Annotated in this window: 22 protein-coding genes and 1 pseudogene; 20 read left to right on the top strand and 3 right to left on the bottom strand. The window is 71.0% G+C overall.

Going from position 1 to position 24,751, the window contains the following annotated elements; all coding sequences use genetic code 11:
* The first annotated feature begins 355 nt into the window (after positions 1–355).
* A complete protein-coding gene (locus ACLQ2N_RS13840; protein WP_425812608.1) occupies positions 356–1,684 on the top strand; it encodes a hypothetical protein in 1,329 nt (442 codons plus the stop codon).
* An 89-nt stretch (positions 1,685–1,773) separates the two neighbouring features.
* On the opposite strand, the gene ACLQ2N_RS13835 is transcribed toward ACLQ2N_RS13840, so the two are convergent.
* Positions 1,774–2,769 carry an ATP-binding protein gene (locus ACLQ2N_RS13835; RefSeq protein WP_425812606.1) on the bottom strand — a complete coding sequence of 332 codons (996 nt, stop codon included), beginning with the start codon at positions 2,767–2,769 and terminating at the stop codon, positions 1,774–1,776.
* A gap of 100 nt (positions 2,770–2,869) precedes the next feature.
* Here ACLQ2N_RS13835 and ACLQ2N_RS13830 point away from each other — a divergent pair, with 100 nt between their 5' ends.
* Complete coding sequence (locus tag ACLQ2N_RS13830; protein ID WP_425812604.1) at positions 2,870–3,694, top strand: oxidoreductase; 825 nt, start codon at positions 2,870–2,872, stop codon at positions 3,692–3,694.
* A gap of 381 nt (positions 3,695–4,075) precedes the next feature.
* On the opposite strand, the gene ACLQ2N_RS13825 is transcribed toward ACLQ2N_RS13830, so the two are convergent.
* On the bottom strand, positions 4,076–4,915 hold the full coding sequence (locus ACLQ2N_RS13825; RefSeq protein WP_425812602.1) for an HAD family hydrolase: 840 nt from the start codon (positions 4,913–4,915) through the stop codon (positions 4,076–4,078).
* A gap of 563 nt (positions 4,916–5,478) precedes the next feature.
* Here ACLQ2N_RS13825 and ssd point away from each other — a divergent pair.
* The 7 genes and pseudogenes from ssd to ACLQ2N_RS13790 all read left to right on the top strand — a co-directional run.
* Positions 5,479–6,540 (top strand): septum site-determining protein Ssd, encoded by a 1,062-nt coding sequence (ssd, locus tag ACLQ2N_RS13820; protein WP_425813211.1) that lies wholly within the window; start codon positions 5,479–5,481, stop codon positions 6,538–6,540.
* On the top strand, positions 6,537–7,685 hold the full coding sequence (locus ACLQ2N_RS13815) for a TadA family conjugal transfer-associated ATPase (RefSeq protein ID WP_425812600.1): 1,149 nt from the start codon (positions 6,537–6,539) through the stop codon (positions 7,683–7,685). The genes ssd and ACLQ2N_RS13815 overlap by 4 nt, the downstream gene beginning before the upstream one ends.
* A gap of 62 nt (positions 7,686–7,747) precedes the next feature.
* Positions 7,748–8,566 carry a type II secretion system F family protein gene (locus tag ACLQ2N_RS13810; RefSeq protein ID WP_425813209.1) on the top strand — a complete coding sequence of 273 codons (819 nt, stop codon included), beginning with the start codon at positions 7,748–7,750 and terminating at the stop codon, positions 8,564–8,566.
* On the top strand, positions 8,563–9,402 hold the full coding sequence (locus ACLQ2N_RS13805; protein ID WP_425812598.1) for a type II secretion system F family protein: 840 nt from the start codon (positions 8,563–8,565) through the stop codon (positions 9,400–9,402). The genes ACLQ2N_RS13810 and ACLQ2N_RS13805 overlap by 4 nt, the downstream gene beginning before the upstream one ends.
* A 67-nt stretch (positions 9,403–9,469) precedes the next feature.
* Entirely contained in the window at positions 9,470–9,673 is a 204-nt protein-coding gene (locus ACLQ2N_RS13800; RefSeq protein WP_425812596.1) for a DUF4244 domain-containing protein, read from the top strand.
* 130 nt (positions 9,674–9,803) lie between these two features.
* Positions 9,804–10,163, top strand: a complete 360-nt coding sequence (locus tag ACLQ2N_RS13795) for a TadE family type IV pilus minor pilin (protein ID WP_425812594.1) — start codon at positions 9,804–9,806, stop codon at positions 10,161–10,163.
* Positions 10,160–10,486: pseudogene (locus ACLQ2N_RS13790) on the top strand (Rv3654c family TadE-like protein); the annotation flags it as partial. The gene ACLQ2N_RS13795 and the pseudogene ACLQ2N_RS13790, both read left to right, overlap by 4 nt.
* A 251-nt stretch (positions 10,487–10,737) precedes the next feature.
* Here the strand turns inward: ACLQ2N_RS13790 and ACLQ2N_RS13785 are convergent.
* On the bottom strand, positions 10,738–13,230 hold the full coding sequence (locus ACLQ2N_RS13785) for a DEAD/DEAH box helicase (protein WP_425812592.1): 2,493 nt from the start codon (positions 13,228–13,230) through the stop codon (positions 10,738–10,740).
* A gap of 78 nt (positions 13,231–13,308) precedes the next feature.
* Between ACLQ2N_RS13785 and ACLQ2N_RS13780 the strand changes: the two genes are divergently transcribed.
* From ACLQ2N_RS13780 to topA, 11 genes are all read left to right on the top strand, one after another.
* Complete coding sequence (locus tag ACLQ2N_RS13780; RefSeq protein WP_003967428.1) at positions 13,309–13,662, top strand: STAS domain-containing protein; 354 nt, start codon at positions 13,309–13,311, stop codon at positions 13,660–13,662.
* Positions 13,663–13,940: 278 nt separating this feature from the next.
* Positions 13,941–14,411, top strand: coding sequence for an ATP-binding protein (locus tag ACLQ2N_RS13775; protein ID WP_425812584.1), 471 nt, complete (start codon positions 13,941–13,943; stop codon positions 14,409–14,411).
* Positions 14,412–14,680: 269 nt separating this feature from the next.
* A complete protein-coding gene (locus ACLQ2N_RS13770; protein WP_425812582.1) occupies positions 14,681–15,337 on the top strand; it encodes a small secreted protein in 657 nt (218 codons plus the stop codon).
* Between the two features lie 120 nt (positions 15,338–15,457).
* The gene (locus ACLQ2N_RS13765; protein ID WP_425812580.1) at positions 15,458–16,999 is read left to right on the top strand and encodes a DUF7059 domain-containing protein; all 1,542 of its coding nucleotides are present in this window, start codon (positions 15,458–15,460) and stop codon (positions 16,997–16,999) included.
* A gap of 4 nt (positions 17,000–17,003) precedes the next feature.
* Complete coding sequence (locus ACLQ2N_RS13760) at positions 17,004–17,327, top strand: hypothetical protein (protein ID WP_425812578.1); 324 nt, start codon at positions 17,004–17,006, stop codon at positions 17,325–17,327.
* The gene (locus ACLQ2N_RS13755; RefSeq protein ID WP_425812576.1) at positions 17,324–18,331 is read left to right on the top strand and encodes a helix-turn-helix domain-containing protein; all 1,008 of its coding nucleotides are present in this window, start codon (positions 17,324–17,326) and stop codon (positions 18,329–18,331) included. The genes ACLQ2N_RS13760 and ACLQ2N_RS13755 overlap by 4 nt, the downstream gene beginning before the upstream one ends.
* 72 nt (positions 18,332–18,403) lie before the next feature.
* The gene (locus tag ACLQ2N_RS13750) at positions 18,404–19,453 is read left to right on the top strand and encodes an ATP-binding cassette domain-containing protein (protein ID WP_425812574.1); all 1,050 of its coding nucleotides are present in this window, start codon (positions 18,404–18,406) and stop codon (positions 19,451–19,453) included.
* Entirely contained in the window at positions 19,450–20,241 is a 792-nt protein-coding gene (locus tag ACLQ2N_RS13745) for an ABC transporter permease (RefSeq protein ID WP_425812572.1), read from the top strand. Before ACLQ2N_RS13750 ends, ACLQ2N_RS13745 begins: the two co-directional genes overlap by 4 nt.
* A gap of 71 nt (positions 20,242–20,312) precedes the next feature.
* Positions 20,313–21,152: an ABC transporter permease gene (locus ACLQ2N_RS13740; protein ID WP_425812570.1), complete on the top strand. Its 840-nt coding sequence runs from the start codon at positions 20,313–20,315 to the stop codon at positions 21,150–21,152.
* 100 nt (positions 21,153–21,252) lie between these two features.
* Positions 21,253–21,450: a hypothetical protein gene (locus ACLQ2N_RS13735; RefSeq protein WP_425812568.1), complete on the top strand. Its 198-nt coding sequence runs from the start codon at positions 21,253–21,255 to the stop codon at positions 21,448–21,450.
* 338 nt (positions 21,451–21,788) lie between these two features.
* The gene (gene topA / locus ACLQ2N_RS13730) at positions 21,789–24,632 is read left to right on the top strand and encodes a type I DNA topoisomerase (RefSeq protein ID WP_425812566.1); all 2,844 of its coding nucleotides are present in this window, start codon (positions 21,789–21,791) and stop codon (positions 24,630–24,632) included.
* Positions 24,633–24,751: the final 119 nt, after the last annotated feature.

The raw sequence follows: 24,751 nt of genomic DNA, 5'->3' as shown, positions 1-24,751 counted from the left end.
GCTTCACTCCCGAGGACCGGGAGGGGCGCGAACTGCGGGAAGAGTGTTCGTGGCGAGTGGGTACGCAGGCAGACATATTTCCCGTCTCCTCCTGGGCAGCGCGGTCGTGGAACTCGATGACGCGGCCGTGGGTCATGGCGTGCAGCGGCGGGATATCTCAACTCTCGGTAAACAGATCGTAATGGAGAGTAAAGAGTGGTGTCCAGGATTAAGGGCAAATGGGCCATCCATCCATCCATTCCGGTGAATAGTCAGCTTTTCATTCGGCCTGTCGTGCTGGTTCTTGGGCAGTGCGTGCGACTTTGGCCGCGCCGTGTCGGCACCCGGCGCAAGCTACTGCGAAAGAGGTGGGCGGATGATGGCCGCCGCGAAGAAGGCGATGGACGCCAGGAAGAGATTCGGCCTGGGCGTTGTGGCCGTCGTGCTGGTCGCGGGGGCGGCGGGGTGCGCCGGGGACGGTCCTGGCGCGGAGCGCTCCGGCCCCGGGGCCGTGAACGGTGCTGCGGGAGAGAAGAAAAAGGGTGCTGAGGCTGCGCCCGAGCATGTGTTCCGGGCCATTGGCGATGGTTCCACCGCCTTCACGGGTGTTCAGCCCAAGCAGCCGGCTGTGGAGCGCCTGACGTCCGGCCAGAGGCCCCCACAGTTCGTGGTGTTCTCGTGGGACGGGGCGGGCGAGGACAGCCAGCGGCTCTTCTCGCACTTCCGAGAGGTGGGCAAGAAGTACAACGCCGCGATGACGTACTTCCTCAGCGGCGTATATCTCCTGCCGGAGGGGAAACGGACCCAGTACGACCCGCCCAAGCACAACGCCGGCGCTTCCGACATCGGCTTCAACGACACCAAGGGCATCCGCGACACCCTGACTCAGCTTCGAGGGGCCTGGCAGGACGGCAACGAGATCGGCACCCACTTCAACGGACACTTCTGCGGCAAGGACGGCGGCGTTGGCACCTGGTCCGTCGAGGAGTGGAAGAGCGAGATCGGTCAGGCCAAGTCATTTGTGAAGGGCTGGAAGACCAACGACCCGGTCCTCAAGGACGAGAAGGCGCTGCCCTTCGACTACGACAAGGAGCTCGTCGGCGGCCGCACCCCCTGCTTGGAGGGGCAGCAGAACATGGTGGCAGCAGCACGCACCATGGGGTTCCGCTACGACTCCAGCGGTGTCAACGATCAGGTGTGGCCCCGGAAGAAGAACGGTGTCTGGGATCTCTCCATGCAACTGGTACCGGTACCGGGGCGCGACTTCGAGACGCTGTCGATGGACTACAACTTCATGTTCAACCAGTCCGGAACGACGCAGGGTGACCCCGGCAAGCACGAGTACTGGGGAGATCAGATGCGTGACGGCCTGCTCCAGGCTTTCGACCGCGCGTATGGCGGCAATCGAGCCCCACTGATCATCGGTAACCACTTCGAGTCCTGGAACGGTGGCACGTACATGCGTGCCATCGAGCAGACGATCGCTGCGATCTGCACCAAGAAGGGCGTGCGCTGCGTCTCGTTCCGGCAGCTGGCGGACTGGCTCGACGCCCAGGACCCGGCGACCCTGGCGAAGCTTCGGACGCTGAAGGTCGGCCAGGCGCCCGAGGCAGGCTGGCCGGCGTTCCTCGGGGCGGGCGTGGGCCGGGAACAGCCGGCCTCGAAGATCCCAGCTGCGGCCGCGGGCAATCCGGCCGGTCGTTAGGCCCTGTGGCGCCGGGCGGGAGACATGCCCGGCGCCGTCGGAAGCAGCCGTCGGGGCCACCGTGGCCGTCTTGCCTGGAGTTCAGTCGCTCACGCGGGCTGCGGGGCTTCCGCGCGGATGAAGCGCTCGTCCAGTACGAAGCCGGGATCGACTTGTGCGGCGAGGTCGGCCCCGGTCTTCTCGTTACCCCAGCTCTCCGCGTTCCTTAGGTGGAAATGCACCATCTGGCGCGTATAGCGGCCCCAGTCACGTCGCTCGTACGAGTCCTCCGCCGCGTTCTGCAGGGCCTGCAGGGCCATCCGGTTGTCTGCCTCGAGCAACTCGAAGCGTGCCGGCCGGCCCTTCTCCATGGCTCGCACCCAGTCGGAATGGCCGACCGTCACCAGAAGGTCGTCGCCCACCTCGGAGCGCAGGAAGTCCAGGTCGTCCTCGCCCTGCACCTTGTTCCCGACCACCTTGAGGTCCACGCCGAAGTCCCGCGCGTACTCCTTGTACTGGCGGTAGACGGAGACGCCCTTGCGGGTCGGTTCGGCGATGAGGAACGTCATGTCGAAGCGGGTGAACATCCCCGAGGCGAAGGAGTCCGAACCGGCGGTCATGTCGACCACCACATACTCGTCGGGGCCGTCCACGAGGTGGTTGAGGCAGAGCTCGACCGCGCCGACCTTCGAGTGGTAGCACGCCACGCCCAGGTCCGATTCGGCGAACGGCCCCGTGGCCATCAGCCGGATGTCCCCGTCGTCGAGCCGCACCGTACGGGCGCAGGCGTCGAAGACCGGGTTGTCCTCGCGCACGCGCAGGAGGCGTGAGCCCTCGCCCGGCGGAGTCGTCTTGATCATCGTCTCGACCGACGCGATGCGCGGATTGCTGCCGCGCAGGTACTCCTTGATCAGTGGCAGTTGGGCACCCATCGCGGGCAGCGCTGCGGATTCGTCCTCGTCGAGGCCGAGCGCGGCTCCGAGGTGCTGGTTGATGTCGGCGTCCACCGCGACGACGTGGGCTTCATTGGCGGCGAGGTGGCGGATGAAGAGCGAGGACAGCGTGGTCTTTCCGCTGCCGCCCTTCCCTACGAAAGCGATCTTCATGTTCACCTAGGGTAGCCGATTGATTGCTATGCGTTCTTGCTTCGTGAAGAAGGCCACTCCCGGCCGACGGGCAGGCAGGAGGCGCGTAGCCTCGCTACTTATGAGTACGACTTCCTCGGATCCGCTCGTCGCTCTTGGTGCTCTGCCGGGTGTGACCGACGCGGTGGACTCCGTGCGCAAGGCGGTGGACCGTGTCTACGGCCACCGCGTGATGCGCCGCCGCAGCAACGAAGTCACCGCAGAGGCCGCTCTGCGGGGCGCACGTGGGTCGGCTGCTCTTTCCGGTGCAGACTGGAACCTCGAAGAGGTGCGCCGACGCACCGACTTCAGCGGTGACGACGAGGCGCGTGTGGTCGGTGCCGCGCTTCGCTTGACGGCGGAGGCCGGACAGCTTCTCTCCATCTGGCGGCAGTCGCCGTTGCGGGTCCTGGCTCGGCTTCACCTGGTGGCGGCGGGCAGTGCCGTCCCGGAGGACGCCCTCGGGCGGCCCCGGCTCGCGGGGGAGCCGGTGGACGAGCCCCTGCTCGAAGCGCCGCTGCCGGAAGCGGATGAGGTCGCGGGCCGACTGGACGGTCTCAGCAGGATCATCCTTTCGGGGAGTGAAGCGCCCGCTCTGGTGACCGCCGCCGTCGTCCACGGAGAGTTGCTGGCACTGCGCCCCTTCGGTTCGCACAACGGCCTGGTGGCGCGGACTGCGGAGCGCATCGTGCTGGTCGGAAGCGGGCTCGATCCCAAGTCGATCTGCCCGGTCGAAGTCGGGCATGCAGAGCAGGGGTGGGCGGCCTACGAGGCCGCCTTCGACGGCTACCTGTCCGGCACGCCGGAGGGTATGGCCGTCTGGATCAGGCATTGTGGACGCTCGGCGGAACTCGGAGCCAGGGAATCGACAGCGGTGTGCGAGGCGCTGCAGCGCGGCGCCGCATAACGCGGGTCGCCGCGCGCCGACGGCGCCGTCCGGTCGCTGACGTGCGGCGCCGCGCATGGTTGCGGCGGTACCGCTCTCGGTACCGCCGCTGGCACGTCCGCCCGGTTACCAAGCGTCCTCGGTATATGCCCATCAGGTCGGGGTCTTTGCCCGCTCCTGGTGTGGCTGGCCCGTAATCGACGGGTCGACGTCGCGTGGGTGCCGGGTTTTGTGCGCGGTCCGTGGGGCCGTTGCTGCGTCATTCAGGTCATCCTCGCGGATGTCCTTGGTCTCGCGGGCCGTTGACTCCTTTGTACTCCCGGGGGCGGTGCAGCGGCCAGTGCTGGCCGCACTTCTTTACTTTTGGGTTCAATTACGGACGAGTCGGTCCAGCCGATCGGGTCAGGCGGAAGCCGCGCCGGCTCGTCGGCGGGTGGCGTACCAGACGGCTCCCGCCGTGAGCGCGGCCGCACTCACGGCTGCGGCGGCCATGAGCGCCGGACGCGGCGGCAGGGAGAATGCCGAGAGGCGCTGCTTGAGGCGGACCGGCCGGTCGAAGGTGAGAATCGGCCACTCCCGGAGCGTGGCCTCCCGTCGAAGCGCGCGGTCCGGGTTGACCGCGTGGGGGTGGCCGACGGATTCCAGCATCGGGACATCGGTGGCCGAGTCGCTGTACGCATAGCAGCGAGCCAGGTCGTATCCCTCGGATTCCGCGAGCGCCTTGATGGCTTCGGCCTTGGTGGGGCCGTACGCGTAGTACTCCACCTCGCCCGTGTAGCAGCCGTCGTCACCGACGACCATGCGGGTGGCGACGACACGGTCGGCGCCGAGCAGGTCACCGATCGGCTCGACCACCTCGGCGCCCGAGGTCGAGACGATCACGACGTCGCGGCCGGCGGTGTGGTGTTCCTCGATGAGGGTTGCCGCTTCGTCGTAGATGATCGGGTCGATCAGTTCGTGCAGCGTCTCGGCCACGAGTTCCTTGACCTGCTGCACGTTCCATCCCTTGCAGAGCGCCGAGAGATATGCGCGCATCCGCTCCATCTGGTCGTGATCCGCACCCCCGGCAAGGAACACGAACTGTGTGTACGCGGTACGCAGCACCGCGCGGCGGTTGATCAGCCCGCCGTGGTAGAAGGACTTGCTGAAGGTCAGCGTCGAGGACTTCGCAATGACCGTCTTGTCCAGGTCGAAGAAGGCGGCTGTGCGCGGCAAGAAGCGGTTTTCCACACAGCAGAGCATAAGGGCCCGCCATTCGGCGTAAACCCCGGCGCGTGGGTTTGCCTGAGAAGAGCCTCGGGTACACCATGGAAGTCACGGATCGTTCGCGACCGTGCTAACCCGGTCCGGCTCCTCCCCCCCCCCGAGTCGGCCGTGGGGACGACCCCCGCTCTCCCCCCCGGCGGGGGTCGTCGCATGTCCGCACGCGGTTTGCCGCTCGGAATCGACCATTTCTCCTCCTTCTGCTCCGTGCCAGCCGCGTATGAGGCTGGCTCACTCCAGCATGTGCCGTGACGCTGGGTAGCGAAAGAGTCGCATCGAGAAGTCACCGGTATGAGCTACGGAGTTATTCACAACCCCTGAGTTGTCCACGGATTTCGAGCAAGATCCACACCATTTCCGGAAGCGCTGCACCGTGATTCCACCCGTGAACTCCACGGGTACCGGAATCACCGATCTCGGAGGGGCTCCGAGAACGCCGCGAACCGCGGCGAAGGTGAGTGATCGAGGGGGAGAGCGTGGCTGAATCAAGTGCGCAGGACCGATGGGCGGCTGTCACCGCGCGGCGGGGTGGACCGCTGATCGTGACCGAGGACGTGGACCTGCTCGACGACCTGCTGAGGCTGTGTGCCGCTGCCGGTGCGGAACCCGAGGTGCATCACACGCTGCCGGACCATCGAGAGGGGTGGGAACAGGCGCCCATGGTCCTCGTCGGCGACGACGCGGCCGCACGGTGCCGCGGAGCGGCGCGCAGGCGGGGGGTCATGGTCGTGGGCCGGGGCCAGGACGTGCCGGACGTGTGGCGTCGGGCGGTGGAGATCGGTGCCGAGTACGTGATCCGGCTGCCTGACTCCGAGACCTGGCTTGTCGACCAGATCGCCAATGCGTCGGAAGGCGTCGGCCGGCCCGCGGTAACGGTCGGTGTGATCGGGGGCCGGGGCGGCGCGGGTGCGTCCACACTGGCCTGCGCCCTCGCGGTGACCGCGGCGAGAGCGGGCCGGCGGACCATGCTCATCGACGGGGACCCGCTGGGCGGCGGCATCGACGTGCTGCTCGGCGGCGAGCGGGCGGAGGGTATGCGGTGGCCGGACTTCACCCATTCCCAAGGCCGGGTCGGCGGAGGTGCGCTGGAGGAGTCGCTGCCCGCGCTGCACGGGCTGCGGGTGCTCAGCTGGGGCCGCGACGACTGGGTGGTGATCCCGCCACCCGCCATGCGGGCGGTGCTGGCCGCCGCGCGCAGACTCGGCGGGGTGGTGGTGGTCGACCTGCCGCGCCGGGTGGACGAAGCGGTGGCCGAGGCTCTTGCCCAGATGGACCTCGGGCTCGTGGTCGTTCCCGGAGAACTGCGCGCGGTCGCGGCGGCGAAGCGGGTGGCGTCGATGGCCGGGATGGTGCTTGACGATCTGCGGGTGGCGGCGCGGGGTCCGTATGCCCCAGGGCTCGACGCGCAATGGGTGGCCAGAGCCATGCGCCTGCCGCTGGCCGGCGAAGTCCCGCTGGAAAGGGGCCTGTCGGCCGAGCAGGACATCGGCGAACCACCCGGCGGCAACGGGCGCGGCCCACTGGCCAGTTTCTGTGCCGCCTTCTGGGAACAGGCGCTTGCGGGAGAGGGCGCCAGCAGGTCGGTCGCCGGGGGCACTCCATGACCGAGGCGCTGCTCGACGCGGTCAGGCAACGGCTCGCCTCCAGCGGCACTGCTCCGACCCCGGCCGCGGTAGCCGCCGCTCTGCGGGCGCAGGGACGTCTGCTCGGCACGGCCGAGGTGCTCGGCCGTGCGGATGAACTGAGAGGGGAGCTGATCGGGGCCGGGGTGCTGGAGCCGCTCCTAGCCGACCCCGATGTCACGGACGTTCTGGTGTCCGCACCCGACCGGGTCTGGGTGGACCGGGGTGGTGGACTCGAACTCACCGAGGTGTCCTTCGCGGACGCGGCCGCGGTCCGCAGGCTGGCCCAGCGGCTCGCGGCCGTGGCGGGACGTCGACTCGATGACGCCAGGCCCTGGGTGGACGCGAGACTGCCGGACGGCACTCGCATGCACGCCGTGCTGCCCCCGGTATCGGTCGGGTCGACGTGTCTGTCGCTGCGGGTGGTCAGGCCCAGGGCCTTCTCGCTGGCGGAGCTGGTAGAGGCCGGGACCGTGCCGCCCGGAGGCGACCGAGTGCTGAGGGCGCTGGTGGAGGCGCGGGTCTCCTACCTGATCAGCGGCGGGACGGGGGCGGGGAAGACGACTCTGCTCTCGAGCCTGCTGGGGGCGGTGGGGGAGCGGGAGCGGATCGTGCTCGCCGAGGACTCGGCAGAGCTGCGACCGGACCACCCGCACGTCGTAAGGCTGGAGTCGCGCCCCGCGAATCAGGAGGGCGCCGGACGGGTGACCCTTCGGGACCTGGTGCGGCAAGCCCTGCGTATGCGCCCTGACCGGCTGGTGGTTGGTGAAGTGCGAGGAAGCGAGGTGACCGAACTCCTGGCCGCCCTGAACACAGGACATGAGGGAGGCTCCGGAACTGTCCATGCCAATGCTGCCGGGCATGTTCCGGCACGGTTGGAGGCGCTGGGAACCGCGGCAGGGCTCGACCGGCTGGCGCTGCACAGCCAGCTGGCGGCGGCCCTGTCGGTCGTGGTCCACCTCGTACGGGACCGGGCGGGGCGCAGACGGATCGCGGACATCCATGTGCTGGAGCGGGATGCGGCCGGGCTGGTGCTGACCGTTCCGGCGCTGCGCTGGGGCGTCACGGGCTTCGAGCGGGAGCGGGGCTGGGAGCGGCTGCACGAACTCATCGGGGGTGCGTTGTGACCGGGGATACGGCGCGGGCCGGGGTACCGGACGTGGTGCACGCCGTAGCGCTGTGTGCGGCGATGGCCGTGTGGCTGGCGGTGGGGGGCCGTGGTCGGCCGCTGCGCAGGGCGCGGGCGCTGTTGACCGACGGGGGCGAGGGGTCACCAGGCGGGGAGAGGTGGTGGAGGGTACGCAGCCGGATCGAGGAGCGGCTGAGAGGACGGTGGGAGTGGCTGTGTCTCCCGGTGGCTTCGGTGCCGGCGGTGCTCGGACAGTCCGTACTGCCGCTGCTCGCGGGGGCCGCAGCCGTTCCCCTGGCACGGAGATGGTTGCTGAAGAGGCGGTCGCGCAAGGAACGGGAGGCCCGGGCGAACGGAGTGGTGGACCTGTGCGGTGCGCTGGTAGGCGAGCTGAGGGCCGGTCGCGAGCCGGGGGAGGCGCTGCTCGTCGCGGTGCGCGGCACGGACGGCATGGGCGAAACCGGACTACGGGTCTCGGCCGCCGCGCGGTTCGGGGGTGACGTGCCACGAGCACTCGTCCAGGCAGCGGGGGAACCGGGGCTGGACGGGCTGGCCGGAGTGGCCGCCTGCTGGCGGGTGGCGGTGGGCAGCGGTGCCGGGCTCGCGGCGGGCCTGAGCCGGCTGGAAAGCGCCCTGCGTGCCGAACGTCGTCAGCGGGATGAGCTGCGAGCGCAGCTGGCGGGGGCGTGGTCGACGGTCGGGGTGCTCGCCCTGCTCCCCGTGCTCGGTCTGGGGCTCGGTGCTGCGCTGGGCTCGGACCCCTTGAGGGTGTTGTTGCACAGTACCGCCGGCCTCGTCTGCCTGGTGACCGGCGGCCTGCTGGAGGTGTGCGGTCTCCTCTGGGCTGCCCGGATCGTCCGGGCGGGGGAAGCGGGATGAGCGCATCGGCCCACGGGGGCGTCCAAGCGGTGGGAGCCGTGGGGGTGGCGGTGGGCATGTACGCCCGAGTGGTTCTGCCGTTGGCGCGCCGGCAGGCCTGCCGGCGGGTACGGCGTCGGGGCGAGCGCCTCCTGGCGGTGGGGCGGGCGGTTCCTGGTGCCTGGACGGGCCCCTTCCGGCCGTCCGGCCCCCCGGCGGGCCGGACCTTGTCCGCCACCCCGGTCAAGCAGTGGATGGTGCTGTCGGCGGTTGTGCTGGCGGGGTGGTTCCTCGTGGGCGGCCCGGCGGGATGGGCGACCGGCGTGGCATCGGCCTACGGCGCCCGGCGATGGCAGCGAGAGCGGCTCGGACCCGCCTCACGAATTGCCGCCGAGGCAAAAGCCCGAACGACGGAGGCGGCACGACAATTGCCCATGGCGGCGGACCTGCTGGCGGCCTGCCTCTCCGCCGGCGCCGGTCCGGTGGAGGCGGCCGAGGCGGTGGGGGAGTCCCTGGGCGGTCCGGTGGGCGATCAGCTCGCCCGGACTGCGGCGGAGATCCGGCTTGGGGGAGACGCTGCTGTCGCCTGGGGGAGGTTCGGCGAGATACCGGGAGCCGCCGCCCTGGCCGGCTGCCTGGACCGGGCGGGCTCGACCGGTGCCCCGGCGGCGGATCCGGTGGCCCGGATCGCCGAGGCACTTCGGGCCGAGCGGGCGAGGGCGGCCTTGGCGCGGGCGCAGCGGGCCGCCGTGATGGTCACCGCGCCCGTGGGGCTCTGCTTCCTCCCCGCGTTCCTGGCGGTGGGGGTGGCGCCCGTGGTCATCGGGCTGGCCGGTGGCCTGCTTCAGCCGGCGTAGTCCGGAAGGCGAAGACGTTGGACCAGTTCAGTCGCATACGCAATCGATGTGTCGGGGGTTTGAAGTGATGTGCAAGATCAAGAATTGGGCGCGGTCCGTGGTCCGTCTCGCACGGTCCCGGGCAGACAGCGGAATGACGACGTCCGAGTACGCGGTGGGCACAATCGCGGCCTGTGCGTTTGCCGCTGTGCTCTACAAGGTCGTCACCAGTGCGGCGGTGATGTCCCAGCTGCAGTCGCTGCTGAAGGGCGCGCTCGATGCGAAGTTCTGAGGCTGGTGCGAGGGCGGCGGGGAGCTGGCCCGGGGGCCGGCCGAGCCGAGGGGGGAACGGACGGTGCCGGGGCGTCGTGCCGGGCGGCAGGAGGTTCGGCGATCGGGGAGCGGTGACGGCGGAAGCCGCCATGGTGATTCCGGTGCTGGTGGTGTTCGCCCTGGCCCTGCTCTGGGCGCTGATGGCTGCGTCGGCCCAGATTCGTTGTGTGGACGCGGCCCGGGCCGGCGCCCGTGCCGCAGCCCGTTCGGAGTCGGCGCCCCAGGTGCGGGAGGCCGCTCTTTCCGCGGCACCGAGGGGGGCTTCGGTCGAGGTGGAGCGGGCGGGAGCGCTGTGGCGGGTGACGGTGACCGCCCCGACTCCTGGGCCCGGGCGCCTCGCCGTGGCGCTGAGGGCGGAGGCGGCGGCCGCGGCCGAGGACGCGCCGGTCCCTGCCGCCGCTACCGCCGCGGGCGGGCCCAACCCGGCGGTGGCCCGGGGTGACCGGTGAGGGGATGGGGTCGGCGTCGGTGGATCGGAACCCCGGTCCGATGGCGGGGCCGGCCTCGGGCGCCGGTGCGGGATCAGGGGTTGGTGACCGTGTGGGCGGCGGTGACCACCGTGACGCTGTGCACCGTGTTCGCGGTGGTTCTGGCGCTCGGACAGGTGGTGGCGGCTCGGCACCGGGCCGGGGGTGCGGCCGATCTGGCGGCGCTGGCGGCGGCGGACCGGGCGCTGGAAGGCGTGGAGTCGGCCTGCGCGTCGGCCGAGGAGGTGGCCAGAGCCCAGGGGGCGGAGGTGGTGCGGTGCGCGGTCCTGGGGGAGGTCGCCGATGTGACGGCCCGGGCGCGTTTCGGGCCGTATGCGCCCGAGGTCAGGTCCCGGGCGGGGCCGCCGGAGGGGCTTCCTCAGGCAGACGCGTACCTCCGCACCGGGCATGCCGGGATCAGCCGGGCGGCCCGGACCGGACGCAACCGGGCGGCCCGGACCGGACGCAACCGGGAGGTCCGGACCGGACGCAACCGGGGGGTCCGGGTCCTCCGGCGTAGGGCCCGATCCTTCGCCAAAGCGTCCCGGCGTGGCGCTCAGGCCCCCGCTCGCCGGGCGGGGCCGTCGTCCTCGGCCGTCCCGCCCGGCGCGGACCGGAGGAGTTCCGTGAGGAGCCGGACGGCGCCTCGTTTGTGCAGGGGCTCGTTGCCGTTGCCGCACTTGGGGGACTGGATGCAGGACGGGCAGCCCGCATCGCACTCGCAGGACGCGATGGCCAGGCGCGTGGCCGACAGCCACTCGCGGGCGGTGTGGAAGGCGCGCTCGGCGAATCCGGCGCCCCCCGGGTGGCCGTCGTACACGAAGACCGTCGGCAGCAGGGTGTCGGGGTGCAGTGGGACGGACACCCCGCCGATGTCCCAGCGGTCGCAGGTGGCGAAGAGCGGCAGCATACCGATCGAGGCGTGCTCGGCGGCGTGGAGCGCGCCGCCGAGGACCTCGGGGTTGATCCGGGCGGCGTCGAGCTGGTCCTCGGTCACCGTCCACCAGACGGCACGGGTGCGCAGGGTGCGGGGCGGCAGGTCCAGCTTGGTCTCGCCGAGCACCTCGCCGGTGATCAGCCTGCGGCGGAGGAAGGAGACGACCTGGTTGGTGACCTCGACGGACCCGTAGCAGAGGCGGCCGTCCCCCCAGGGGATCTCGGTGTCGGTGTCCAGGACGGCGATGGAGGTGGTGTCGCGGGCGGTGGTCGAGTACGGCGGGTCGGCCTGTTCGACCAGGGCCACGGAGTCTTCCAGGTCGAGCTTCCGGACCAGGTAGGAGCGGCCCTGGTGGAGGTGGACGGCTCCCTCGTGGACGGCGCTGTGGGCGGCGGGCTCGTCCACGGTGCCCAGCAGCCGGCCGGTGCCCTCCTCGACGATCTGGACGGGGCGACCGCCCTCTCCCCGGATGTCGGTGAGGTCGGCGGCGCGCTCGCGCCGGGTCCAGTGCCAGCCGGACGGACGTTTGCGGAGCAGCCTGGCGGTTTCCAGCTGGGGCAGGAGCCCGGGTGCGGCCGGGCCGAAGAGCTGGAGGTCGTTGTCGGTGAGCGGCAGCTCCGCGGCCGCTGCGCAGAGATGGGGGGCGAGGACGTACGGGTTGTCGGGGTCCAGGACGGTCGACTCCACGGGCTGCTCGAACAGAGCCTCGGGGTGGTGGACGAGGAAGGTGTCCAGCGGATCGTCACGGGCCACCAGGATGGCGAGGGCGCCCTGGCCCGCCCGCCCGGCCCGACCCGCCTGCTGCCAGAGGGATGCCCTCGTCCCTGGGTAGCCGGATATGACGACGGCGTCCAGCCCGGACACGTCGATGCCCAGTTCGAGGGCGGTGGTGGCGGCGAGGCCCAGAAGGCTGCCGGAGTGCAGGGCGCGTTCCAGGGCGCGGCGTTCCTCGGGAAGGTACCCACCGCGGTAGGCGGCGACCCGGGACGGCAGGGTGCGGTCGACCTCGGCGAGGCGTTCCTTGGCGATGACGGAGATCAGCTCGGCGCCGCGCCGGGAGCGTACGAAGGCGACCGAACGGACGCCCTGGAGGGTGAGGTCGGTCAGCAGGTCGGCGGTCTCGGCCGTGGCGGTCCGGCGTACGGGGGCGCCCTTCTCGCCGTGCAGCTCGGTCAGCGGGGGCTCCCACAGGGCGAAGACGAGTTCGCCGCGCGGGGAGGCGTCGTCGGCCACCTCCGTGACGGGGAGGCCGGTGAGGCGGCCGGCCGCGACGGCGGGCTCGGCGGAGGTGGCGGACGCGAGGAGGAAGACGGGGTCGGAGCCGTAGCGGGCGCAGAGGCGGCGGAGCCGGCGCACCACCTGGGCGACGTGGGAGCCGAAGACGCCCCGGTAGGTGTGGCACTCGTCGACGACGACGTAGCGCAGGGACCGCAGGAAGGAGGACCAGCGGGGGTGCGACGGGAGGATGCCCCGGTGAAGCATGTCGGGGTTGGTGAGGACGTAGTTGGCGTACTGGCGCACCCACTCGCGCTCCTCGACTGGCGTGTCGCCGTCGAAGACGGCGGGCCGGACGCTGTTGCCCAGCGGGGCCGCGAGCGTCTTGACCGATCGCCGCTGGTCGGCCGCCAGCGCCTTGGTGGGGGAGAGGTAGAGCGCGGTGGCGCCGCGCCCGTTCGGGGCCTCTGAGCCGTCCAGGAGGGCACTGAGGACCGGGGCGAGGTAGGCCAGGGACTTGCCGGACGCGGTTCCGGTGGCGATCACGACGGACGTGCCGTCCAGCGCGTGCTCCGCGGCGGCTGCCTGATGGGCCCAGGGGTGCTCGATGCCGGCCTTCTGGATGGCGGCGATCACTTCCGGACGGATGCGGTCGGGCCAGACTGCATGGGTTCCCGCGCGCGGGGGCAAGTGCTCCGTATGAGTGATGCGCGCGGACCGGCCCGCCCCTGCGGCGAGCCGGTCGAGGACCATGTCGGGAGAGGGGCGGGAGCTCCCACTCCCCGGGGGTCGACTGGGGCGTTGATTCTTGGCCATCGGCACCGAGTGTGTCACTGGCGAGGCGGACAATGGTCCGAAGGCGTCGTGCATGGCTGCCGGTAAGTGATTGAATGCCATCGCGGCTGGCGATCCGTCCCCCGGCTCCGTCGGGGAGACCGAGGGGCGACCGCTCGATAGCAAGGTGCTGGAGGATCCGTGGACCTGTCCTTGTCGACTCGCAATGTGTCCGGCCCTGGTGGCGACCGTACGGTCGTCGAGGTCGGTGGCGAGATTGATGTGTATACCGCGCCCAAGCTGCGCGAGCAGTTGGTCGAGTTGGTGAATGACGGCAGCTACCACCTGGTTGTCGACATGGAAGGCGTCGACTTCCTCGACTCCACCGGCCTCGGCGTGCTCGTGGGCGGCCTGAAGCGGGTGCGGGCCCATGAGGGCTCGCTGCGCCTGGTGTGCAACCAGGAGCGCATTCTCAAGATTTTCCGGATCACCGGTCTGACCAAGGTGTTCCCGATCCACACCACGGTCGACGAGGCCGTCGCGGCCACCGACTGACACTCGGTCCGGTGCCGGGCCGGTTCGTGCCGGTCCGGCGGCGGGCGGCCCGCGGCGGCTCCGGAGGGAGTCTGCCGGGGCGACGGCTCTGTACCGCCGTGAGCGGTGCGGTGTGCCCCGGCTGCCGGGATCACCCGGTCGGCGGCCCGTGGCCGGTTTATTTGTCAGCCGTCCGGGAGCCCGCTCCGGTACCGGGAGCCGACGCCCGCAGAGGGAGCCGGGGCTTCGGGCCGCGGCCTGGCCCGGGCATGCACATACGTACGTTCGAGGGGGATCGCATGGCCACCGTTGAACTCCGCTTCAGCGCCCAGCCCGAACACGTCAGGACCGCCCGTCTCGTGGCGGCGGCCGTGGCGCGCAGGGCCGGAGTCGACGAGGCCGTGCTCGACGAGGTCCGCCTCGCCGTGGGCGAGGCGTGCAGTCGTGCCGTCGGCCTGCACCGTAGCCACGGCATCACGGCTCCCGTCATGGTCCGCCTGATCGAGGAGGAGAAGACGTTCGCCATTGAGGTCGGGGACGAGGTGCCGGGCCCCGGCGCTGACGGCTCCGTTCCCGGCGGTGTCTCCGGGCGACGCGCCGCCACCTCCGGCAGAGGGCTTGACGAGCCCGAGTCCGAGGCGGACGACGAGGACGAGATGGGCCTCGCGGTCATCAGCGGTCTCGTTGACGACGTGGAGGTCCGGTCCGGTGCGGATGGCGGGGTGATCCGGATGAGCTGGCCGAAGACGCCGGTCGCCGTCCTTCCCTGAGTGTGCCCGTGCGCGTCATGGGCGACGCGCAATCAGTTCCTCTGCCACCGCAGCCGTCTGATGCCGTGCCCGCTTGGCCTGCCTTACCGCGAGGGTGAAGATTCGTTCGCGCGTTCGGCTTGGTGAGGGCTGTCCGGGTGAGTTGCGTATCCCTCATTTCCCTTGGTGCAAATGGCTGCAAAAGCCTGCCTAACGGACGCCTGGCCCCCGGATGGAGGGCGTTCGGCGTGTAAGTTCCGGGGCCGAGAGCCTTGGAAGGGACCAAACCGGTGAACAAGAAGCTTGCAGCCGCGCTGTCCGGCGGTGCGGTACTCGTACTGGCACTGTCGGGCTGCAGCGACGACAGCGACGACAAGGTGAACGACTGGGCGAAGAAGGTCTGCGACCAGGTTCAGCCCCAGCTGCAGAAGATCGCGAACGCCAATGCGTCCATCCAGCAGCAGACCTCCGACAACAGCAAGCCCGCCGACGTCCAGCAGACCGACTCTGCGGCCTTCCAGCAGATCTCGCAGGCGTACAAGGCACTCGGATCGGCCGTCGATTCGGCTGGGCCGCCGCCGGTGGACGACGGCGAGACCACGCAGAAGGAGGCCGTGAAGGAGCTCAACGCCTCCTCCGCGGCCTATGCGAAGCTCAAGGAGAAGGTCGACGACCTGGAGACGAAGGACCAGGGCAAGTTCGCCGACGGACTCAAGGGCATCGCGGAGGAGCTGAACAAGATCAGCACCAGCGGTGACCAGGCGCTGCAGAAGCTCCAGTCCGGCGAGGTCGGCACGGCGATGGCCAAGCAGGAGGGCTGTCAGAAGCCGACCGCCTCGGCGTCTCCCTCGGCCGGCTCGCCGGACGATTCCGAGCCCTCCGCAAAGCCTTCGACCGAGCCGTCGAAGGAAGCGTCTCCCTCCGCGTCCGCCGGCAAAAAGGCGTAACCGGGCGGCCCGTGCTACCGCCCGCGGGGATCGGACGGCATCCGGGTGAGCGGCCCGGCCCTCCCGGGAACGCCCGGTGCGGTGGCCGGGTCGCTGCCTTTGTCAGTGGGAGCCGTCACAATGGAGCACGTGAGTAAGACCAGCCTTTCGGCAGCAGACCTTCCCTCGGCGGACCACGCGCACCGGCTTCGCGAGGCCCTGCTCGCGGCCGCGTTCACGGCCGACGGGCTCCTCGACCTGCTCGGCGCGTCCGCCTATGCCGCGCTGGCGCGCAGCGAGACCGTCCCGGCCATGCGGGCCACGCGCGGCGACACGCCGCTCGACACGCTGGTGCGCCTCTTCCTCCTCCAGCGGCCCGTGCCCGTCGGGCGAGCGGCGGCGGTGCTCCCGCTGAAGGAGTGCGTGGCGGACGGCTGGCTGGCCGAGACGGCCGGCGAGGTGCGGGCGACCGTCGATGTGCGGCCGTACGGCGGCCCGGACGGCGAGGACTGGTTCATCGTCTCCGACCTGGGCTGCGCGGTGGGGGGCGCCGGTGGGATCGGCTCACGCGAGGAGGGCGTCGTCCTCGGCATCGGCGGGGCCTCCACCACTCTGGCCGGGATCACCGTCCGCAAGGCCGTCGGCTCCGCCCTCGACGTCGGTACGGGCTCCGGCATCCAGGCCCTGCACGCCGCGCAGCACGCCACCAGGGTCACGGCGACCGACCTCAATCCGCGCGCCCTCGCGTTCACCCGCCTCACCCTCGCCCTGTCCGGCGCCGCCCCGGCCGATCTGCGCGAGGGCTCGCTGTACGAGCCGGTCGGCGCCGAGACCTTCGACCTGATCGTCTCCAACCCGCCGTTCGTCATCTCGCCGGGCGCCCGGCTCACGTACCGTGACGGCGGAATGGCTGGTGACGACCTGTGCCGGACCCTGGTGCGGCAGACCGGTGACCGGCTCAACGAGGGTGGTTTCGCGCACTTCCTGGCCAACTGGGAGCACATCGAGGGCGAGGAGTGGCAGGAGCGGCTGCGCACCTGGGTCCCGGAGGGGTGCGACGCCTGGATCGTGCAGCGCGAGGTGCAGGACGTCACGCAGTACGCCGAGCTGTGGCTCCGCGACAGCGGCGACCACCGCACGGACCCGGCAGAGTACGAGGCGCGGTACGACGCCTGGCTGGACGAGTTCGAGGCGCGGCGGACGCAGGGCGTCGGCTTCGGCTGGATCACGCTGAGGAAGTCCGCACCGGCCGCCGCCGGGAATCCCTCCCTCGTGATCGAGGAGTGGCCGCACGCGGTGGAGCAGCCGCTCGGCCCCGCGGTCGAGGCGCACTTCGCCCGCCTGGACTATCTGCGCGAGCAGGACGACGCCGCGCTCCTCGCCGCCCACTTCACCCTGGCCGCCGAGGTGGTGCAGGAGCAGGTGGGGCTCCCCGGGGCGGAGGACCCGGAGCATGTGGTGCTCCGTCAGAACCGCGGCATGCGCAGGGCCACCAAGGTCGACGCGGTCGGGGCCGGGTTCGCCGGTGTCTGCGACGGCTCGCTCCCTGCCGGGCGGATCCTCGACGCCATCGCCCAGCTGATGAACGAGGACCCGGTGCTGCTCCGGGACCGCACCCCGCAGGCCATCCGGCTGCTGGTCGAGGAGGGCTTCCTGGAGCCGCTGCCCCCGGGCGGGCGGTGACCGGATGATCCGGATCGAGCTGGACGAGGCATCGCTCGGCGCGACCCGCATCGCGATCAGCCCGCTGTGGGACGCCTTCTGCAGCCTCCACCTCGCGATGCCGCATCGTCACCCCTCCCGCCCGTACGAGGAATGGGTGGTGCGGGCCCGCGAGGTGCTGCGCGAGGACGACCGGACGCATGCGCTCCGGCTGCTGATCGACGGCCCGCACCAGTTCCCGGACTTCATGCTGCCCCGGCCGGTCGGGGCCACCGCCATCGAGAAGGAGCTCGACGCCGTCCGGATCACCCCGGCCGATGTCGTACGCGCGCGGGCGGTGACCGGATGATCCGGATCGAGCTGGACGAGGCATCGCTCGGCGCGACCCGCATCGCGATCAGCCCGCTGTGGGACGCCTTCTGCAGCCTCCACCTCGCGATGCCGCATCGTCACCCCTCCCGCCCGTACGAGGAATGGGTGGTGCGGGCCCGCGAGGTGCTGCGCGAGGACGACCGGACGCATGCGCTCCGGCTGCTGATCGACGGCCCGCACCAGTTCCCGGACTTCATGCTGCCCCGGCCGGTCGGGGCCACCGCCATCGAGAAGGAGCTCGACGCCGTCCGGATCACCCCGGCCGATGTCGTACGCGCGGGGATCGCCGAGCACTACGCGGGGCTGGAGGACCATCCGTACGTACGCCCGTATCTCGCCGATCCCGAAGGCGCGTGCGCGGCGCTCGCCGATGCGTACGCGGCCTACTGGGAGGGCGCGATGGCCGCCTGCTGGCCCGTCATGCGCCGCCTGGTCGAGGACGAAGTGCTGATCAGGGCGCGGACCTTCGCCACCGAAGGCATCGACGCGCTCTTCACCGGCCTGGAGAGCCGGGCCAAGTGGCAGTCGCCGGTCCTGGAGCTGACGAAGCACATCGACGCGGAGTACCGGGCCGGCGAGCGGCGGCTCCTGCTCGTGCCCCTCGTCTTCGCGGAGGGCTGCCGGCTCTACTCCACCGACGACCCCGAGGTCCTGACGGTGTCCTTCCAGGCGCGCGGCGCGGGCGCCCTGCGCGAGCGGCCGGCGGAGCACGCCGACAGCGGCGACCGGCTCGGCCTGCTGCTGGGCCGGGGCCGGGCCTCCGTCCTGCGCCAGCTCGGCGGACCCCTCACCACCGCCGGGATAGCCGACCGGCTCGGGCTCGCGCCGAGCACGGTCTCCGAGCATCTGTCGGCCCTCGCCGAAGCCGATGTCGTCACCCGGCACCGAATAGGCCGCAGCGTCTACTACCAGCTCACCGACACCGGCCGCGCCCTCCTCGCGCTGCTTTCCGGGGAGGACGTTCTGCGCGCGGTCTCGTAAGAGGAAGGGCGCACGATTCGGACGGTTCCGAATCGATGGCAGCGCGGCAACGGCGGACCTAGCGTCCGGGCCATGCTTGCGATCGAGGCGAAGAACCTGCGCCGTACCTACACCAGCCGGACCGGCTTCCTGCGTCCGCGCCGCACCGAGACCGAGGCCGTGCGGGGTATCACCTTCGAGGTGGCGCGCGGCGAGCTTTTCGGGCTCCTGGGGCCGAACGGCGCCGGCAAGACCACCACCATCAAGATGCTCAACACCCTCCTGCTGCCCACGTCCGGCACCGCCCGGGTGCTGGGGCACGACGTGGCGTCCGACCCGGTCGCCGTACGCCGCCGGATCGGTTACGTCTTCGGCGGTGACCGGGGCCTGTACGACCGGCTCTCCGCCCTCGACAACCTGCGCTACTTCGCCGAGCTGTACGGAGTCGAGCCCCGGGACCAGAAGAGGCGGATCGCCGGACTGCTCGACCTGGTCGGTCTCGCCGGGCGGGAGAAGGAGCGCGTCGAGGGGTACTCGCGGGGCATGCGGCAGCGACTGCACATTGCGCGCGGCCTGCTGCACAGCCCTGATGTCCTGTTCCTGGACGAACCGTCCGTCGGCGTGGACCCGGTGGCGGCGCGCGACCTCCGCCGCACCGTCGCCGACCTCCGCACCGGTGGCACCACGGTGCTGCTGACGACGCATTACATGGCGGAGGCCGACGAGCTGTGCGACCGGATCGCCGTCATCGCGGGCGGCACGATCAGGGCGCTCGGCACCCCGGACCGGCTGAAGGCACGTGTCCAGGAACGCGGCATCCTGGAGATCGAGGCGTACGGGGCGGACGAGGACCACCTCGAACGCATCCGCGCGGTGACCGGTGTGCACGGTGTGGCGGCCGAGGACCGCGGCAGCCGACAGGCCGTCATCGTGCAGACGGAGTACGGCGCCGACCTGCACGGGCAGGTCCTGGCAGCGCTCGACGGGGTCCGCGTCGGACGGGTCGTCACCCGGGAACCCACGCTGGAGGACGCCTACATCGCGATCGTGGAGGAGGCGGACGAGCCGTCCCGCGCGGAGCCCGCACCGCAGGTACCCGGCCCCGGGACGGACCGTCACCTGGACGGCGAGGTCGCCGCATGACGCCCGCCCGGGCCCTGCGCCTGACCGTCGTCGGCGTGCGGACACACGTGTCGTACATGAGCCGTTCGCCGCTGGAGATCACCTTCGCGGTCCTCGTGCCCCTGGTCTACGCGACGCTCTCCGTCTACCTCTTCCGCGCCGCCGACGACCCCGACCGGCTGCTGACCGCGGCCGTCGGGGCCGGGCTGATGGGCATCTGGTCCTCGGTCCTCTTCGGATCCGGCGGAGCCGTGCAGAACCAGCGCTGGCTGGGCACCCTGGAGACGCTCGTCGCCTCACCCACGCCGCTCTCCCTCGTCCTGCTGCCCATCACGCTGGCCACCGCCGTCATCGGCACGTACGCCATGGGCGCGACAGTGCTCTGGGGCGCGGTGCTCTTCGGCGTGCCGCTGGACTTCGCGCATCCGGTGCTCTTCCTGGCGGCCGTCCCGGTCTGTGTGCTCTCGCTCGGGATGATGGGGCTGCTGCTCGCCGCCACCTTCGTCCTGCTGCGCAACGCGAACGCGCTGGCCAACCCACTGGACGCCCCCGTGTGGCTGCTGTCCGGGATGCTCGTGCCCATCACCGTGCTGCCGGACTGGACGCGCCCGGTCTCCTGGGCGCTGCCCACCACCTGGGGCTCCCGTGCGGTGCACGCGGCGACCTCCGGCGGAGGGGGCGCGGGCGAGGTGCTGGTCCCCATGGGCGCCGCCCTCGGCCTCGGGGCGTTCTACGCGCTGCTCGCCGTCCTCGTGCTGGGACGCGTCGAACAGCGTGCGCGGGCCGCCGCGACCCTCGCCCTTGCCTGACCCGGCGCGCCGGCGCGCTCCGGAGACCCGCGCCCCGCATTCTCTTCCGCCCCACCCCTGGAGTTGCCCGCATGCCCACCTGTACCCCGCACGCGGATTCCGGTTCCGCCCCCGGCTTCCACCGCCGGATCGTTTCCGCGGCACGGCTCGTGGTGATCGGAGGCGCCCTCTCGTACCGGGCGCTCTTCAACTGGACGACACCGCCCATGTTCATCGGCACCCTGCTGGTCGGCCCGCTGCTGCAACTCCTCTTCTTCGTCTTCCTGGGACGGCAGCTGGGCGTCGCCGACGACCGCTTCTACCTACTCGGCAACGCCGTGATCTCGTCGTCCACAGCCTGTGTGTACGGGGGCACGATGGCCGTTGCCAACGAACGGCGTTACGGGACGCTCGGCGCGGTCCTGCTCAGCCCCCGCCACCGCGCTCCGCTCTGGTTCGGCCGGGCCCTCCCCTATGTGCTGAACGGTCTCGTCATCAGCGTCTTCACGCTCTCCTCCGCCTGCCTCCTGCTCGGTCTGCGCATTCCGCTTGAGGCTCTTCCCGGGCTCGGCGCGGTCCTGCTCGCCGCCGCTGCCGGATGCTCCGCGTTCGGCCTGGCGCTGGGGGCGCTCGGACTGCGGTTCCGGGACGTCTTCCTCGTATCGAACGTGGCCGCTTCGGTGCTCCTGCTGCTGACCGGTGCGAACGTGCCGCGGGAGACCCTGCCGGCCTGGATGCGGGCCGTCGGGGACGTACTGCCGCTGACACACGCCGCCGACGCGGCGCGACAGTTGTCCGCCGGTGCCGGACTCGACGGCCGGGGGATCGCCGCGGAACTGCTGACGGGCGCCGGGTACGCCCTGCTCGCCGTCGTGCTGCTCGCTCTGTTCGAACGGGGGAGCAGGCGGCGCGCGACGCTCGACGTGATGTGACGGAGCCTGCTGTTCACCCCGTGTTGGCACCCGCGACGTTCCGTGGTGGGAGCCTCCCCGCGTATCCGAGATGCGGCAGGGGAAGAGGGAGGCGTACGGAATGGAGAGCGGACCCGCTGTCCTCGCCGGGGCGACGTTCGCACTGTTCGGCGCGGCGCTGCTGCTGTGGACGGGGGCGCGCGTGCTGAACCGCGCGCCGGTGGTGTACGGGGTGCGCCCTCTGGTCTCCACCGCACTCGCCACTGTGTTCGGCGTACTTTTCCTCGTCCTCGGGGTGTGGTGCTTCGGTCGCGTGTGAGGGCGTCCACGCGCCATGCGTACGAGACCGGCCCTGCCCGGGTGCCGGGCGGTGAGGTCGGGAACACGCCCGGGCGGGCCGGCCCTCGCGCCCCACGCCCGCAGGGCGGTCCGGACCGCGCCGAAACCCGCAGGCCGTGGCCGTGCGCGCGGCGGACCGAGCGGGCCGGGCGGCAGGAATGCCGGAAGTCGGGTTACCGTTCGAGTGGCCGTTGCGGGCTTTTGCCGTTTGACACGGGGGCGGGTTGTACCGTCACACTCCGCAGCGACAGCACTGTCGGCAGCGCCCTCGCGCTGCCCCGGATGCCCACCGAGCGTCGACCGGAGAGAAGAGCGAAGTTGTCCCCGACCAGCGAGACCGCACAGGGCGGCCGCCGACTCGTCATCGTCGAGTCGCCTGCCAAGGCGAAGACGATCAAGGGCTATCTCGGCCCCGGATACGTCGTCGAGGCGAGCGTCGGGCACATCCGCGACCTCCCGAACGGCGCCGCCGAGGTTCCCGACGAGTACACCGGCGAGGTGCGTCGCCTCGGCGTCGACGTCGAGAACGACTTCGAGCCGATCTACGTCGTCAACGCCGACAAGAAGGCCCAGGTCAGGAAGCTGAAGCAGCTGCTGGCCGAGTCCGACGAACTCTTCCTCGCCACCGATGAGGACCGCGAGGGCGAAGCCATCGCGTGGCACCTCCAGGAAGTCCTGCGGCCCAAGGTCCCGGTCCACCGGATGGTCTTCCACGAGATCACCAAGGACGCGATCCGCGCCGCCGTCGCCAACCCGCGCGAGCTGAACCAGCGCATGGTCGACGCCCAGGAGACCCGCCGCATCCTCGACCGCCTCTACGGCTACGAGGTCTCGCCGGTCCTGTGGAAGAAGGTCATGCCGAAGCTCTCGGCGGGCCGCGTCCAGTCCGTCGCCACCCGGCTCGTCGTCGAGCGGGAGCGCGAGCGCATCGCCTTCCGCTCCGCCGAGTACTGGGACCTGACCGGAACCTTCGCCACCGGGCGGGGCGGCGACGCCTCCGACCCGTCCACGTTCACCGCCCGGCTCAGCGCGGTCGACGGGCGCCGCATCGCCCAGGGCCGCGACTTCGGCCCCGACGGGCAGCTGAAGTCCGCCTCCGGCCAGACGCTGCACCTGGACGAGGCGAACGCCCGGGCGCTGGCCGCCGCGCTCGCGGACTCCGCGTTCGCCGTGCGGTCCGTCGAGTCGAAGCCGTACCGCCGCTCCCCGTACGCGCCCTTCCGTACGACGACCCTCCAGCAGGAGGCGAGCCGGAAGCTGGGCTTCGGGGCCAAGGCCACCATGCAGGTCGCCCAGAAGCTGTATGAGAACGGCTTCATCACCTATATGCGTACCGACTCCACGACCCTCTCGGACACCGCGGTCTCCGCGGCCCGGGCGCAGGTCACGCAGCTGTACGGGGCGAATTACCTGCCCGAGAAGCCGCGTACGTACGCGGGCAAGGTCAAGAACGCGCAGGAGGCGCACGAGGCGATCCGCCCCTCCGGCGACCGCTTCCGCACCCCTGCCGAGACCGGCCTCACCGGTGACCAGTTCCGGCTGTACGAGCTGATCTGGAAGCGGACCGTCGCCTCCCAGATGAAGGACGCGACCGGTAACTCGGTCACCGTCAAGATCGGCGGTCGGGCGAGCGACGGGCGGGACGCCGAGTTCTCCGCGTCCGGCAAGACCATCACCTTCCACGGCTTCATGAAGGCGTACGTCGAGGGCGCCGACGACCCGAACGCCGAGCTGGACGACCGCGAGCGGCGGCTGCCGCAGGTCACCGAGGGCGACGCGCTGTCCGCCGACGAGCTGTCCGTCGACGGCCACGCGACGAAGCCGCCGGCCCGGTACACCGAGGCGTCGCTGGTCAAGGAGCTCGAAGAGCGCGAGATCGGCCGACCGTCGACGTACGCCTCGATCATCGGGACGATCCTCGACCGCGGTTACGTGTTCAAGAAGGGCACCGCCCTGGTGCCGTCGTTCCTCTCGTTCGCCGTGGTCAACCTGCTGGAGAAGCACTTCGGCCGGCTCGTGGACTACGACTTCACCGCCCGCATGGAGGACGACCTCGACCGCATCGCACGCGGTGAGGCCCAGTCCGTGCCGTGGCTGAAGAGGTTCTACTTCGGTGCGCAGGAGGGCGACGAGGCGGCCGGGGCGGGGGCGGCCTCCGACGCGGGCAACGGTGACGGCGACCACCTCGGCGGGCTCAAGGAGCTCGTCACCGACCTCGGCGCCATCGACGCGCGCGAGATCTCGTCCTTCCCCGTCGGCAACGACATCAAGCTTCGCGTCGGCCGTTACGGTCCGTACATCGAGCGCGGTGAGAAGGACTCCGAGGGCCACCAGCGCGCGGACGTTCCCGAGGACCTGGCACCCGACGAGCTGTCCGTCGAGTACGCGGAGGAGCTGCTGGCCAAGCCGAGCGGTGACTTCGAACTCGGCACGGACCCGGTCAGCGGGAACCAGATCATCGCCAAGGACGGCCGCTACGGGCCGTACGTCACCGAGGTGCTGCCCGAAGGCACGCCGAAGACCGGCAAGAACGCGGTGAAGCCGCGGACGGCCTCGCTGTTCAAGTCGATGTCGATCGACACGGTGACGCTGGCCGACGCGCTCAAGCTGATGTCGCTGCCGCGGGTGGTCGGCGTGGACGCCGAAGGCGTCGAGATCACCGCGCAGAACGGGCGCTACGGGCCGTACCTGAAGAAGGGCACGGACTCGCGGTCGCTGACCTCCGAGGACCAGATCTTCGACATCACGCTCGAAGAGGCGCTCGCGATCTACGCGCAGCCGAAGCAGCGGGGGCGCGCTGCGGCGAAGCCGCCGCTGAAGGAGCTGGGTACGGATCCGGTGAGCGGGGCTCCGGTCGTCGTGAAGGACGGGCGGTTCGGTCCTTACGTCACCGATGGGGAGACGAACGCGACACTGCGCACCGGGGACAGTGTCGAGGACATCACGCCGGAGCGAGGGTACGAGCTGCTGGCGGAGAAGCGGGCCAAGGGGCCGGCGAAGAAGAAGACGGCGAAGAAGGCCGCGGCCAAGAAGGCGCCGGCGAAGAAGGCTGCTGCGACGACGAAGAAGGCTGCGGCCAAGAAGACCACGGCGAAGAAGGCCACAGCCAAGAAGGCCACGGCATCCAAGGCTGTGGCCAAGAAGGCCGCTGCGGAGGAGTAGGCGGTTGGGGCGGGGAGCGCCTGCGGCGGGCCTGTTGCCCTTCCCTCCCCTTCCCCAAACCGGGGCCCGCTCCTTGAGCGCCGGAGGGGCTGAGCTGCGCGCCGAAGTGGGTTTCGGGG

Origin of the sequence: Streptomyces sp. DT224, from assembly GCF_049844595.1 — a bacterium.
GTDB lineage: Bacteria > Actinomycetota > Actinomycetes > Streptomycetales > Streptomycetaceae > Streptomyces.
Note: the sequence above shows the minus strand (reverse complement) of the source record. Positions and strands in the feature narration are given on the sequence as shown.